Raw genomic sequence first — 13800 nt, 5'->3', positions numbered from 1 at the left:
TTCACCGTACGGTCACGCAACGCCTCCATGAACTCGTTGGTCTCGAGCTTCTTGTACTCGGGCTCGTTGGTGTGCCCGATGATGACCTCGTCGATGTCCGTCTGGGGGAACTTCTTGGGCTTGATCTTGTGCTCTTGCGAGGCACCCAGGAGATCGTAGAGGAAGGCCACGTCGAGCTTGAGCACCTCGACGAACTCGATGAGGCCGCGGTTGGCGATGTTGAACTCGCCGTCGAAGTTGAAGGCGCGAGGATCCGAGTCCGAGCCGTACTCGGCGATCTTCCGGTAGTTGATGTCACCGGTGAGCTCGGTGGAGTCCTGGTTCTTCTCGTCCTTGGGCTGGAAGGTGCCAATGCCCACGCGGTCCTTCTCGCTGAAGACGAGGCGGTTGACGCGGATGTGCTCCATCACCTGGCCGAAGTCGCCCTTGTACTGCGTCATCAGGTCCTTGAAGACGAAGCGGCAGGCGGGGCACAGCTCGCTGCCATCCGGGATGGTGTAGCCGCTCTCGGGCGGGCACAGCTCGGTGAAGATCTTGCCGCGCCACTCGCGGGGGACGAGGTTGAGCGGCTCCTCGTTCATCGGGCACTTCATCTTCTCGCGGACCGTGGCGCCGTCCAGGCCCTTCTTGTCGAGGGTCCAGCTGAACGTGTACGAGGCGCCCTCGGGCGTCTTGGAGTACTCCTCCAGGCCCTTCTTGAGCAGGCGCGCGATGGTGGACTTGGAGGAGCCCACGGGGCCGTGCAGCAGGATGACGCGCTTCTCGGTGCCGTAGCCCTGGGCCGCGGACTTGAAGACGTTCACCAGCTTCATCAGCGGCACATCGAGGCCGAAGATGGCGTCACGGCCGCCGAACTTCTCGTCACTGAAGAAGTGGTAGCGGATGAGCTTCTTCTTGTTGTCGATGTACTCCGTCTTCCCGTGGGAGAGGATCATGTCGTAGATCCTCTGGAAGGCGGTGCGGGTCACCTTGGGGTTCTTGCGGACAATCTCGAGGTAGTCCTCGAAGGAGCCCTCCCAGTTGAGCTCCGCGTAGGTCTTCGCGTCCTGCAACGCGGCGATCTTCGCGACCCACGAACCTCTGTTCTCAACGTCCTTCATGTCTCTCCCTCGGGCCACCCCGAAAGCGCGAAATTCGCGCCTTTGGAGGGCCAAAAAGTGAACCTGGGGGGGTAATGGGCCATTCCAATCCCACCCACGCCGGGTCCCCGAACGACACGACTCCGTCGACCTGCCCTTTTCGGGACCCCGCCGCGGGGTGGGACCGCGTGGCCAGCACGTGTCGGAAGGGCTCGTCGCCAATGCGGCGGGCCCCGCCTCCACGGGGTGAAAAGGCACACTCCATTATAAGGGTGGAGTCGTGTGCGGGGAGGGGTATCGCGAAAACTCGGCCTTCAGTGAACGAGAGTACGAGGGCAAGGGTGGAAATCGGACGTTCAACTGTGGGGCAGGGTCCCCGCCTGCTCTACATGTCGGCGCGCCGCGGACAGGGCCCACGCGGCCAGGGGCCAGAGGATCACGCAGAAGAGGAGCAGCGCCGTCCAGGTGGGCAGCAGCTGCTCGGGGCCGGCGCCGCGCAGGGCGGACTCGCGCAGGCCGTGCAGGGCGTGGGTGGCCGGGAGCAGGCGGGCCCCGGCACGCAGCAGCGGGGGCAGCACATCCGTGGGGTAGAGGACACCGGCGAAGAGGTAGCTCAGCGCGTCGAGGGCGTAGGTGAAGGGATCGCCCCGCTTGAAGACGAGCACGAAGGCAGCCGACAGCAGGCCGAGCGCACAGAAGGTGAGGGCGCTGAGCAGCAGGGTGAGGACGAAGGCCACGGGGTGGATGTCCAGCCGGGCACCGAAGAGCAGCGCTCCCAGGGCGAGCAACCCCACCGTGCGCAGCAGGGCGTTGGCCACCGGCCAGGCCCCCAGCAATGTCACCACGTGGACGGTGGACAGGGGCGCACCCAGGAGGGGCTCCAGCGAGCCGTCGTTCTGCGCCGCGCGCACCGCGCCCGCGAAACCCCGCTGCAGGGCGCGCAGCAGCGCCGCGGTGGCCAGCCCCACCAGCGCGAAGGAGAAGTAGTCCGTGCCGTAGCGGCCCCGCACCAGCGGGGCCTCGCCCACCGTGCGGGCGAGAAAGTAGAAGAGGGTAAGGGTGAAGAGGCCGCCGAAGAGCAGCAGCAGCGCGTTGAGCCGGTAGGCCGTCGCTATCTGCAGGTCGCGCCGCAGGAAGGCGAGCAGCAGCCGCATCACGCCTCCTCCCGGGGCACGGCGGCGAAGACGGCCTCGGCGGCGGGGCGCACCTCGGCGAAGGTGCCGGTGGCGGCGAGGCGCCCCGCGTCCAACAGCAGCACCCGGTGGGCCACCGCCTCCACCTCGGCGAGGTCGTGGCTGGCGAAGAGCACGGCCGTCCCCCGTGCGGCCACGTCCGAGAGCAGCCGCGTGCGCAACCGGCGCGCCGCCCCCGGGTCCAACGCGCGCGTCACCTCGTCCAGCAGCAGCACCCGCGGCCGGTGCAGCAGCGCGCGCATCATCACCACCCGCGCCCGCTCCCCGCTGGAGCAGGTGCGCACCTCCCGGTCCATCAACCGGCGGGCCTCGAGCGTGACGGCCAACTCCTCGATGCGCGCGTCCACCTCGCGCGGCGGGACTCCGTAGAGCGCGGCGTAGAAGCGCAGGTTCTGGCGCGCGGTGAGGCGGGGGGACAGGCCCCGGTCATCGGCGAGCGCGGCTCCCACGTGGCGGCGGCACTCGGGGCGCTCGCGCACCACGTCGCGCGAGGCCACCCGTGCCGTGCCCGCGCTGGGCAGCAGCAGTCCAGAGAGGATGCGTAACAGGGTGCTCTTCCCCGCGCCGTTGGGGCCGATGAGGGCCACCACCTCGCCCGTCCGTATCTCGAAGGAGAGGCCTCGCAGCGCGGTGCGGGGGGCCTCCGTCCGGCCGTGCAGCCGCGCCCAGGGCCAGAACGGCCTCGGGTACGTCTTCTCCAGGGCGACGACCTCCACCTCCGGCGGCACCGGCATCGCCCCCATCTCACCCGAAAACGCCGCCCGGGTGAATGCGCGAGTCACCCGCGCCCTAATTCCCCGGCGTGAGCGTCACCAGGTTGGCGAGGATGGTCAGCAGCTCGGAGGGCTCCACGGGCTTGGCCACATGCATGTTGAAGCCGGCCGTCAGGGCATGCGTCCGGTCCTCCACCCGGGCATAGGCCGTGAGGGCCACCGCTGGCACCTGCCCTCCCTCCTCGGCCGGGAGCGCGCGCACCTGGGCGATGAGCCGGTACCCGTCCTCTCCCGGCATGCCGATGTCCGAGATGAGCAGCTCGGGCCGCCCCTCGCGCACGGCCCGCAGGCCCTCGGCGGCGGAGGCGGCGGTGAGCACGCGCGCCCCGTACTCCTCCAGCATCACCTTGAGCACCTCGCGGTTGTCCTCCTCGTCGTCCACCACGAGGATGCACCGCCGGGCGAGCACGGCGGCCGGGGGCGAGACGAGCGCCTGCGGGGCCGTGGCGCGCCGGGCGGGCGTGGCTTCCAGCGCGGCCGGGCGGGACGCGGCGGCGGGCAGCCGCACCTGGAAGGTGGCGCCCCGGCCCTCGCCCTCGCTCGTGGCCCGCACCGTGCCGCCATGCAGCTCCACCAGGTGGCGCACGATGGCGAGCCCCAGGCCCAGCCCCCCGTGCCGCCGCGTGGTGCCTCCCTCCAGCTGACGGAAGCGCTCGAAGATGTGCGGCAGGAAGTCCGCGGGAATCCCCGGCCCCTCGTCCCGCACCGTCACCTCCACCGAGCCCTCCTCGCGCTTCAGCCCCACCCATACCCGGCTGTCCCCGGGCGAGAACTTCACCGCGTTGGACAGCAGGTTCCACACCACCTGCTGCAACCGGCCGGGGTCTCCCATCACCCCGTCGCCCCCGGTGTCGAGCTCCGCCAGCACGCGGATGCCCTTGGCGTCCGCCGCGGGACGCACCGACTCCATCGCCGCCTGGAGCACCTCGCCCAGGCGCACCAGCCGCGTCTCCACCCGCAGCTTGCCGGAGATGATGCGGCTCACGTCCAGCAGGTCCTCGATGAGCTGGGCCTGCGCCTGGGCGTTGCGGTCCACCGTCTCCAGCGCCCGCGCGTGCTTCTCCACGGCGAGCCGCCCGCTGCGCAGCATCTTCACCCAGCCGATCATCGCCGTGAGGGGCGTGCGCAGCTCGTGGCTCACCGTGGCCAGGAAGTCGTCCTTGAGCCGGTTGGCCTCCTCGGCGCGCTGGCGCTCGGCCCGGGCCAGGGAGAAGAGCCGCGCGTTGTCCAGGGCCATGGCCGCCCGGCGCGCCAGCTCCTCGATGCGCAGCACGTCGCTCTGCTCGTGGCGGCGGCCCGAGTCCTCCGTCATGAAGAACGACAGCACGCCCAGCGTCCGCCCCCGCGCCAGCAGCGGCACCGCCACCATGGAGCGCACCCGCATCTCCCGGATGGCCCGCAGGTGGTCGGGGTTCTGCGCGGAGCGCTCCTCGAAGTCCCGCGTCACCTCCGGCATGAAGACGGTCTGGTCCGAGCGCATCGCCCGGGCCGAGGGATTCTCGGGGTTCTCCACCGGGGGGAAGCAGCGCAGCCAGTCCGCCAGCGCGGCCCGGCCCGGGTTGGCGTGTGCCACCTCGACACGCTCGACGTGGCCGTCCTCGCCCACCAGGTCCACCAGGCACCAGTCCGCCAGCACCGGCACGGCCAGGCGCGCCACCTGCTGCAGCGTCGCCGCCTCGTCCAGCGAGGCCGTGAGCACCATGCTCGCCTCGGACAGGAAGCGCAGGGACTCGGCGCCGCGCTTCTGGTCGTCGATGTCCGTGCTGGTGCCGAACCATTGCACGATGCGTCCCGCCGCGTCGCGCAGCGGCAGGCCCCGCGCGATGAACCAGCGGTAGCTCCCATCCATGCCCCGCCGCAGGCGGTACTCGATGCTGTAGGGCGCTCCCGTGGCCACCGCGCGCTGCCACGCCTCGAGCGTGCGCTCGAAGTCACCCGGGTGCAGGGCCTGCGTCCAGCCCGAGCCCCGCGCCTGCTCCGGCGTCTGTCCCGTGTACTCGTACCAGCGCGGGTTGTAGTACTCGGTGTAGCCGTCCGGCCGGGTAATCCAGATGAGCTGCGGGAGCGTCTCCGCGAGCAGCCGGAAGCGCTCCTCGGACTCGCGCCGCAGCTGCTCGGCGTGCTCGCGGGAGGTGATGTCCAGCACCACGCCCGCCACCTTCGCCGGCTGCCCGGACTCGTCGAGCAGCAACCGGCCCCGGACCTCCAGCCAGCGCAGGGCGCCGTCGAGCCGGAGGATGCGCTGGTTGAGCAGGAGCTCGCCCCGGGTGCGCAGCGTCTCGTCGAGCGTGCGCCGCACCCTGTCCCGGTCCTCCGGGTGGACGAACGCCGCGGCGGCCTCGGCGGTGCCGGCGAAGGTGTTGGGCTCCAGGCCCACCATGGCCTCGATGTTGGGCGACCACCGCATGCTCCGGGTGCGGAGATCCAGCTCCCAGGAGCCCACCTCGGCGGCCTGCAACGTCCTGCGCAGGTGGGCCTCGCTCTCGCGCAGCGCGGCCTCGGCCCGCTGGCGTTGCTCCAGGGCCTCCTCCGCCGAGCGCCGGGCCCGCACCTGCTCCGTCACCTCCACCGCGAAGAGGAGCACGGCCTCCACCTGGCCCCGGGCGTCCAGCAGCGGCTGGTAGGTGAAGTTGAAGTAGCCCTCGGTGAGCTGGCCGCCGTCGTTCCCGTCCAGCGGCAGCCGCTGCCCGCTCCCCGTGTAGGGCCGGCCGGTGCGGAAGACGTCGTCGAAGTGGGCCTGAAGGCCGGTGCCCGCGTGCTCGGGGTGGGCCTCGCGCACCGTGCGGCCCAGCAGCGGCCGGCCTCCATGCAGCCGCTGGAGGGCCGGGTTGGCCAGCTCGCACACCTGGTCCGGCGCCCGGTAGATGCCCACCGCCGCGGGCACCTGCGCGAGGATGCGCCGGAAACGCAGCCGCTCCTCGTGCTCGCGCGAGCGCACGTCGCGCAGGAAGGAGGCGGCGGTGAAGCCGATGAACAGCAGCAGGAAGCCACTGCCCGCGAGCACGAGGAGGTCGGCGCTCCTGGCCGCCCCGGCGAGCCGGGCGTTGTGTCCCACCAGGCGCAGCTGCTCGTCCTCGCGCAGCTCCCGCTCGAGCACGCGCAGCGCGTTCATCCTCTTCTGCCCCCCGCCCGAGCGCATGTTCTCGCGCGCGGCGGCGGCCTGGCCCGCGCGGGCCAGGGCGACGGTGCGCTCGATGACCTCGAGCTTCTCCTGGAGGAGGGCCTCCATCCGGCCGAGCCGCTCGAGCTGGCTGGCATCGTCCGCGACGAGGGCGCGCAGGCGCTCCCGCGTGGGGCCCAGGTGCAGCCGCGCCTCATCGTAGGGGGCGAGGTAGCTCTCCTCGCCGGTGAGCAGGTAGCCCCGCTGGCTCGTCTCCGCGTCCTTCACCAGGGACAGCAGCTGTTCCGCCTCGTTGATGATGTCCAGGGTGTGGGCCACGCGGCCCGAGGTCTGCGAGAGCTGATGGGTCGAGCGCAGGAAGAGCCCGGCGATGAGCACCACGGCGACCCAGGCCGCGACGAGCCCGGCGAGCACCGGCAGGGGCAACCAGCGCGAGCGCCGGACGGTGGAAGGGCCCTCCGGTGCGGCGAGGCCTGGGGGGGTGGAGCTCGGGGAGGTCGTGTCCATGCCTTCTTCCGGTGCACCGCCTCACCCGGCCGGCCCCAACCCGGGGGCCCGGTGCTGGCGAGGCGTGGCGCACACGTCGGGTCCGTAACACAGGTGAGCGCGTCCAGGTGACAACCGGGCCGCCCCTGTGCCGCCTGCCAAGGGGCCATGCACCTGGAGGCACTGGGAGAGGGCGGCCATGGCACCGGGGAGTGAGGCCGTGGAGCGCACCGGGCCCGGCGTGAGTCCCTGCCCCGCGTCCGGCGCCTGGGGAAAAAGAAAGGGGGAGCCCCATCCGTCGCGGGATGGCGCTCCCCCTTGGGGTTCATTCGCGGCGAGCGCTTACTGCGCGAGCGCCTGCTGGTTGGCCAGACGCTTGGCGCACTCGGCCTTCATGTCGACGTAGTAGTCCTTGGCCGACAGGCTGATGGCCTTGGTGTACAGGTCCAGCGCCTCGGGGTACTTGCCGGAGGCGTCCAGCAGCACCGCCAGGTTGTAGAGGGCCGCGGAGTTCTGCGGGTTGCCCTGCACGTAGGACTCCATCTCGGTGATGGCGCGCGGCACGTTGCCCTCACGCGCCACCTCGATGATGGGCTTCTGGGCCTTGTCGTCGTCATCCATGCGGATGGCCTTCGTCACGTACGTGGGGGTGATGTCGCCCAGCACGCGGGCGATCAGCTCGCGGCCCGCGTTGCCGATGGCCTCGTCCTTGTCCTGGCCCCGGCCCACCGTCTCGTACTCCTGCTCGGCCAGCAGCGCCTTGCCCGCGGAGGTGAAGGCCGTGACGCTCGCCACCGTCTTGGCCTCGTAGAACTTCCGCTCGCGCTCGTGCTCGACGCCCTTGCTGTCCTTCTCCGTGTAGGTCTCGGTCTTCTTCTCGGCGTCCCAGTCGTTGACGTCGAGGCGCATGCCGACCTCATCCGCGGTCTGCGCGGGGCCGTTGCCGGCGTTGACGATCTGCACCGCGCGGCCGGCCACCTTCACGACGATGCCCTCGTCGGAGCGGTCCGTCACCTGGAAGTAGCCGCCGGCGCGGGCCTGGCGGGTGAGCTCATCGAGGAGGAAGTCGCGCGCGCCGCGGCGGCCCTCGGTCTGCACGATGGTGAGGCGCTTGGCGGCACCCAGGTTCACCCGGGCGGGCTGCAGGACATTGACCTTCAGAGTCGGCGCGCAACCCACCGCGAGGGTGGCCGCGAGCGCCATCACGACGTGACGCAGGGAACGAGAAGACAGCATGTGTGGTGAATCCCCCTTTGGGTCTCCCCGGGAGGCGGGGAGCGTGCGGAAGCTACCACGTCCGTCTGTCTTCCAGCCAACCCCGGGGCGGGGGAAAAGCGGGTGAAAAAAGACCCGCACTCCGGGGCTGCTCCCTTGGCTTTGGGCCGCGCCTGCGTATTGTGCGCGGCCGCATGTCGTCCGCTTCGACCGTTCCCGCCTCCCCCCCGCGCCCCTCCGGGGCGACTCCCGCCCTCACCGCGGTGCCAGACCTGGCGCCGGAGCCCCAGACGCGTTGGCTGGTGTGCCTGCTGCTCGCGGCGGCGCTGCTGCCGCGCCTGCTGCTGATGCCCGTCAACGAGAACTTCTACGGGGACGCGGTGGCGCGCACGGAGCTGGCCGAGCGCTGGGCCCGGGCCCCGCACCTCATCACCTCGTATGGAGATGGGGCCTACCAGTTCGGCCCGCTGCACCTGTACCTGGTGGGGGCGGCGCTGAAGGTGGTGGCGGACAAGGCGCTCGCGGGCCGGCTGGTGAGCCTGCTCTTCGGGGTGCTGGCGGTGGTGCCGCTCTTCGCCCTCACCCGGCGGCTCTTCGGCTGGCGCGCGGGCGTGTGGGCCTGCCTGGGGCTGAGCGTCTGGGGCATGCACCTGCAGATGTCCACCACGGCGGCCAGCGAGGCGCTCTCGCTCTTCCTCATGCTGTGGTGCTTCGCGCTGGTGGCCGAGGGGCTGGACGAGAACCGGCTGGGGCCCCTCTTCGGGGCGGCGCTGGTGCTCAACCTGGCGTGCGCCACGCGCTATGACGCCTGGCTCTTCATGCCGCTGGTGTGCGGGGCGCTGCTCCTCTGGGGCGAGGACCGGGTGGCGGGCCTCACCCGCGCGGTGAGCTTCGGCCTGCTGTGCCTGCCCTTCCCGCTGCTGTGGATGCAGGGCAACGAGATGGCGCATGGAGACCCCTTCTTCCCCATCCACGCGGTGGACCAGTTCCACGCGGACTGGGTGAAGGAGGGCATTGCCCGCATGGGCGCGGGGGTGTACCGGCTGCAGAGCCTCGGCTTCTGGCCGGGGGTGGCGCTGCTCACGCTGTCGCCGGGGGTGGCGCTGCTGGGCATGGTGGGCATGTGGCGCTCGTGGCGGGCGCGGCCGGACGTGCGCTGGCTGGTGCTCGCCGCCGTGGTGCCCACCGTCTACTTCACCTTCCGCGCCGCGGTGCTGCTGGACTTCCAGCCCCTGGGGCGCTTCACCGTCACGGAGCTGGCGCTGCTGCTGCCCTTCGTGGTGCCGGGCCTCGAGGCCGTGCGCGGGGCGGGGGCTCGCAAGGCCGTGGCCGCGGTGTGCTCGGTGCTCGCGCTGGCCGTGCCGGTGGCCACCGGCCTCTACACCTTCCGCGCCGATGGCGGCCTGCACGACAGCCTCCGCCCGGTGAGCCCCACCTCCACCAACCCCGTGCCCCTCATGCGGGTGGCCCACTTCCTCGAGGACGAGGTGGCCGCGAAGGGCGGCGCGGCCGTGCTGGACATGGACCCGAGCTACATGGACCTCCAGCTCGCCTTCTTCTCCGGGCTGCCGGACGAGCGGCTCGCCCGCGTGCGCTGGGAAACGTTCCGCAAGCACCTGCGCGAGGCCCAGCCGGAGTACCTCGTGCGCTTCGACGGCGGCTCCCTGGTGCGCGACGCCGGGGTGAAGCTGGAGGGCCGCACGCTCACCCTCGACGGCGTGGCGTACGAGGAGCAGGACGGCTTCTCCGCGCCGCTCCACGTCTACCGGCGCCGCTGAGCCCGGTGGGGGCCAGGTGACAGACGCCTGGCCGCCTCCCGCCGCTGCCCGGGCGCTCAGTGCCGGTGGCGGGGCAGCCGCACCGTGAAGGTGGTGCCCTCGCCCTTCAGGGAGCGCACCTCCAGCGTGCCCTGGTGGCCGAGGACGATCTGCCGGGTGATGTAGAGGCCCAGGCCCAGGCTGCCCCGGCCCTCGCCGGCCTCCGGCCCCTGACGGTAGGGCTCGAAGAGGCCGGGGAGCAGCTCGGCGGGGATGGGGCCGCCCTCGTTGTGGACCTCGAGGCACACGTCCGGGCCCTCGCTCCAGGTGGACACCCGCACGGGCGTGCCCGCGGGGCTGTGCTGCAGGGCATTGCCCACCAGGTTGGTGACGACCTGCGCCAGCCGTCCCTCGTCCCACTCCCCCCGGCCATCGCCGCGGGCGAGGAAGTCGATGTGCCGCTCGGGGTGCGCCACCTGCACCTCGTCCACCACCCGGCGCACGTGCTCGTGGAAGTCCAGCGGCCGGGGCTGCACGGGGATGCCGCCCACGCGCGCCAGGGTGAAGTCGAGCAGGTCGCGAATCATCCCGCTGGCCCGGTCCGCCGCGGCGTAGATGCGGCTGACGGCCTTGGCGGTGCGCTCGTCCATGTCCTCGCGCTTGAGCAGGGCGGTGGCCGACAGGGTGATGGCGTTGAGGGGGTTGCGCAAATCATGGCTGACGATGGCCACCACGTCCTCGCGCACGCGGACGGCCTCCTGGGCCTGCTGGTAGAGGCGCGCGTTGTCGATGGCCACGGCGGCCCGGTCCGCCAGGCCCTTGGCGACCTCGAGGTCCGCCGTGAACTCGCTCGGATGGGGCCGCGTCCACACGAGGTTGACGATGCCGAGCTTGCGCCCCCGGGCGATCAGCGGCACGAGCGCCGCGGACCTGGGGTGGAGCTCCTCGAGGATGGCGCGGTGCTCGGCGTTGCGGGCGGCGGCATCCATCCACGCGGAGGTGAGCTCCGGCACGGCGATGGCCTCTCCGCGCTCCAGGGCGCGCGCCATGGGGCTGTGGCTGCCCAGCAGGGGCGGGTAGGGCCGGCTGCGCTCGAGCAGGGGCTGCTTCTCCGGCTCGCGCGCCGCCAGCCCCAGGCGGTGCAGCTGCCCGTCCTCGCCCAGCAGGTCCACCATGCAGTAGTCACACAGGTGCGTCACGGCCAGCTGGGTGAGCTTGTCCAGGGTGGTGCCCAGGTCGAGCGACTGGGAGAGCACCGTGCCCGCCTCCAGGAAGAAGGCCTGGGTGCGCTCGGCGCGCTTGCGCTCGGTGATGTCGCGCACCATGCCCGTGAAGAGGCGCCCCTGGGGCAGCAGCGTCTCGCTCACGGAGAGCTCCAGCGGGAAGACGCTCCCGTCCTTGCGCCGGCCCTGCACCTCGCGCCCGTTGCCGATGATTTTGCGCACCTCCGTGCGCAGGTAGTTGTCCATGTAGCCGTCGTGCTCGGCGCGGTAGGGCTCGGGCATGAGGATGCGGACGTTGCGGCCAATCAGCTCCTCGGGCGTGTAGCCGAAGATGCGGGTGGTGGCCGGGTTGACGCCCTGGATGACGCCCTGCTCGTCGATGGTGACGATGCCGTCCACGGCCGTCTCCAGGATCGCCTGCATGCGCTGGGACGTCTCGCGCACGGCCTGCTCGGCGCGCTTGCGCTTGGAGATGTCGCGGGTGACGTCCGAGAAGCCCCGCAGCACCCCGTGCTCGTCGCGCAGCGCGGTGATGACGGCGTCCGCCCAGAAGCGGTGCCCGTCCTTGTGCACGCGCAGGCCCTCCATCCGGCAGTGGCCGTGGCGCGCCGCGTTCTCCAGACACCGGCCGGGCACGCCGGCCGCGACGTCCTCGGGCGTGTAGAAGAAGGAGAAGGGCTTGCCGAGCACCTCCTGGGCCGAGTAGCCCTTGATGCGCTCGGCGCCCGTGTTCCAGCTGCGCACCCGGCCCTCGGCGTCGATCATGTAGATGGCGTAGTCCTCCACGTTCTCCACCAGCAGGCGGAAGCGCTCCTCGCTCTCGTACTGGGCCTGCTCGGCGCGCTTGCGCCCGGTGATGTCCGTGGAGATGCCCCCGAGCGCCGCGGGGAAGCCCTCGGCTCCCGGCAGCGGGAACTTCACCGACAGGTACGTGCGCGGGCCCGTGGGCGTGCGGGCCACCTCCTCGAACGCGCAGACCTCGCCCTCCATCACCCGCGCGTCGTTGGCCCGGTAGTTGTCGGCCAGCTCCGGGGGGAAGAGCACGGAGTCGTCCCGGCCCAATATCTCCTCGCGCGGGCGCCCCAGGAGCTGCTCCAGGTAGCGGTTGGCGAAGAGGTAGCGCCCCTCGGCGTCCTTGGCGTAGATGGAGGCGGGGGCCTCGTCCAGCAGGGCGTGCAGCCGCGCCTCGCTCAGCCGGAGGGCCGCGTCGCGCTGGCGGGAGTACTCGGCCACGCCCTCGGCGATGCTGGTGGTGATGAAGCCCGTGAGCGCGCGCACCTCTCCGAGCGTCACGCGCACCCCCGTCTCCTCCACCAGGTCGAGGATGCACTCGCGCAGCACATGGTACTCGCGCACCAGCGCCTGGAGGTCGAAGCCGACGCGCAGGCGCTGGCCCCCATGCTCCCGGGCCCCGGGGCTCCACTCCGGCACCGCGCGCTCCTCCCCGGTCTGGTACCGGTGGAGCACCGCGCCCAGCTCCCACAGGTAGTCGCCGATATGGTCCTCGAGCTCGGCCTGGTAGAGCTCCCCCGGCGCGATCCCCTCGCGCAGCCGCCCCGTCCATCGCTGGATGAGCTCCTCGTGCCGCTCCTCCAGCAGCTCCGCCAGGGAGGTGGTGGTGGGCCCGGTCGGGTGCGGGTCGAGGTTCATCGCCGCCGCTCCTCTTCCCAACAAGGCCCACGCGCCGCCTGCCCCGGGTCCTTCCAGGGCGAGGTGACGGTGCGGACGGTGTGCGCTTCCTGGTTCATGGGGCGAGTCCCCTCGTGGCAGCCCATGCGTGCAGCCGCCCCTTCCGCCCGACAAGCCCGGGAGTCCGAGATGAGGTCACCCCAGGGACATATGCAGGGAGGCCCGGAGCGGCATCGGGGGCAAGCTCCCACCGGGAGAAAACCGGACCGGCGGGCGAGCGCTTCCCGTCTCCGGACTCGAGCAGCCCGGGAGGCAGGAACCCGTAAATGTTGCCGATGGCCGGCTGTAGAAAGGTCAGTCCGCCGGGGGGAGCCGTGGGCAAGTATTGAATCTGACAGATGATCGCGAGTGGCCTGGCACGTGCAAAGCACGCGGCCCGGCATGCGGCGTCCCGAGAGCCTCAACACATACAGCGTCGAGGTCAGTCCCTCGGCTTGGAAGCAGCTGGCACACCTGCCCCTGGACACGTACCAGCGCGTGCGCCAGGAGTTGGAGCGCATCGCGGCGCAGCTGCGGACGCCCACGCCCGCGCCAGTCCTCAGGAGGGAGGCGGAGCCCCTCGTCACCCGCTCCATCTCCCTGGAGGGCTACATCGCCCTCTATGAGGTCGACACGGTGCGCCGGCGCCTCACGCTGCGGGAGATTGTCCGCTCCCGGCTCTGAGGCCAGGACGCGAGGCTCGCCCGGCCGCCCCCCATGCGGAGGAGCCGGGCCCTCGACGGGGGACGCTGAAACCCAGGGGGGTGCGGTGTTTCCACCATTCGCATGGTCAAAGAAGAATCCCTCGGCCCGAAACAGGCGCGGTTGAGCCTCGGCACGTTCATCCGGGAGCATCACGCCCGCATCCTGGAAGCGTGGGAGCGCTCGGTGCGCCAGTTGCCCTCGTCCCGGGGGTTGTCGCGGCCCCGGCTGCTGGACCATCTGCCGGACCTGCTGGAGCGCATCTCCCGCGTGGTGAGCACGGTGCAGACCGGGGAGCACGAGACGCTCGCGGGACTGCCCGAGGTGCACGCCCTGGAGCGGTTGGACTCGGGGTTCGACCTGGACGAGGTGGCCGAGGAGTACGGGCTGCTGCGCGCCTGCATCCTCGAGCTCTACGGCGAGCTCGCCCAGGCGAGCGGCCTGGTGAGCATGGCGGAGGCGATGCGGGAGGTGGTGTCCTTCAACCGCACGTTCGACGAGGCCGTGTCCGCCGCGGTGTCGCGCTATGCCCGGGCGCACGAGCGCACGCTGTTGGGTTTTGATTGGTTTTGGGATTGTGTGT

At 71.5% G+C, this 13800-nt stretch carries 8 protein-coding genes and 1 pseudogene; 3 read left to right on the top strand and 6 right to left on the bottom strand.

Going from position 1 to position 13800, the window contains the following annotated elements; all coding sequences use genetic code 11:
- The 5 genes and pseudogenes from ACJ8AN_RS32305 to ACJ8AN_RS32285 form a co-directional block, all read right to left on the bottom strand.
- Nucleotides 1-1100 (bottom strand): annotated as a pseudogene (locus tag ACJ8AN_RS32305) (serine protein kinase); the annotation flags it as partial.
- 335 nt (nucleotides 1101-1435) lie between these two features.
- Nucleotides 1436-2233 carry an ABC transporter permease gene (locus ACJ8AN_RS32300; RefSeq protein WP_407759388.1) on the bottom strand — a complete coding sequence of 266 codons (798 nt, stop codon included), beginning with the start codon at nucleotides 2231-2233 and terminating at the stop codon, nucleotides 1436-1438.
- Nucleotides 2233-3054: an ABC transporter ATP-binding protein gene (locus ACJ8AN_RS32295; RefSeq protein ID WP_407759387.1), complete on the bottom strand. Its 822-nt coding sequence runs from the start codon at nucleotides 3052-3054 to the stop codon at nucleotides 2233-2235. Before ACJ8AN_RS32295 ends, ACJ8AN_RS32300 begins: the two co-directional genes overlap by 1 nt.
- 7 nt (nucleotides 3055-3061) lie before the next feature.
- On the bottom strand, nucleotides 3062-6673 hold the full coding sequence (locus ACJ8AN_RS32290; protein ID WP_407759386.1) for a PAS domain-containing protein: 3612 nt from the start codon (nucleotides 6671-6673) through the stop codon (nucleotides 3062-3064).
- Between the two features lie 321 nt (nucleotides 6674-6994).
- Entirely contained in the window at nucleotides 6995-7888 is an 894-nt protein-coding gene (locus ACJ8AN_RS32285) for a tetratricopeptide repeat protein (protein ID WP_407759385.1), read from the bottom strand.
- A 173-nt stretch (nucleotides 7889-8061) separates the two neighbouring features.
- Here ACJ8AN_RS32285 and ACJ8AN_RS32280 point away from each other — a divergent pair, with 173 nt between their 5' ends.
- A complete protein-coding gene (locus ACJ8AN_RS32280; protein ID WP_407759384.1) occupies nucleotides 8062-9645 on the top strand; it encodes an ArnT family glycosyltransferase in 1584 nt (527 codons plus the stop codon).
- Between the two features lie 56 nt (nucleotides 9646-9701).
- Here ACJ8AN_RS32280 and ACJ8AN_RS32275 read toward each other — a convergent pair whose 3' ends face one another.
- A complete protein-coding gene (locus ACJ8AN_RS32275) occupies nucleotides 9702-12497 on the bottom strand; it encodes a PAS domain S-box protein (RefSeq protein ID WP_407759383.1) in 2796 nt (931 codons plus the stop codon).
- A 420-nt stretch (nucleotides 12498-12917) separates the two neighbouring features.
- Between ACJ8AN_RS32275 and ACJ8AN_RS32270 the strand changes: the two genes are divergently transcribed.
- Both ACJ8AN_RS32270 and ACJ8AN_RS32265 read left to right on the top strand, forming a co-directional pair.
- Nucleotides 12918-13199 (top strand): type II toxin-antitoxin system RelE family toxin, encoded by a 282-nt coding sequence (locus tag ACJ8AN_RS32270; RefSeq protein WP_407759382.1) that lies wholly within the window; start codon nucleotides 12918-12920, stop codon nucleotides 13197-13199.
- Between the two features lie 102 nt (nucleotides 13200-13301).
- Nucleotides 13302-13800: RsbRD N-terminal domain-containing protein (locus tag ACJ8AN_RS32265; RefSeq protein WP_407759381.1), on the top strand; the 499-nt coding region annotated here is incomplete at its 3' end.

This window comes from Archangium sp. (genome assembly GCF_045802675.1).
GTDB lineage: Bacteria > Myxococcota > Myxococcia > Myxococcales > Myxococcaceae > Archangium.
The sequence above is the reverse complement of the archived record's forward strand: the minus strand, read 5'-3'. Positions and strand labels throughout refer to the sequence as shown.